Consider the following 220-nt stretch of genomic DNA (forward strand, 5'->3'; position numbering starts at 1 on the left):
AGCGACTCCGGGAGGTGGGTTTCACCGCGTCGGTCGACGAGGCCGGGCCGACCGTCGACGAGTAAGCCGCTCAGGCCGGCTGCGAATCCAGCTTCTTGTAGTCGATGTAGTCGGCGCCGCGGAGCTCCTCGAGGAGGTTGATCGCCGCGCGGGCGCCCTCGCCGACGGAGGTCGCGATCTGCTGGTGGCCGCCGGTGACGTCGCCCGCCGCGTACACCCG

1 pseudogene is annotated in these 220 nt (G+C 71.4%); it reads right to left on the reverse strand.

Features of this window, described 5'->3' with window-relative positions:
- Nucleotides 1-70: 70 nt before the first annotated feature.
- Nucleotides 71-220 (reverse strand): annotated as a pseudogene (locus EXE44_RS22200) (thioredoxin-disulfide reductase); the annotation flags it as partial.

This window comes from Halorubrum sp. SS7 (assembly GCF_005435055.1).
Lineage (GTDB): Archaea > Halobacteriota > Halobacteria > Halobacteriales > Haloferacaceae > Halorubrum > Halorubrum salinarum.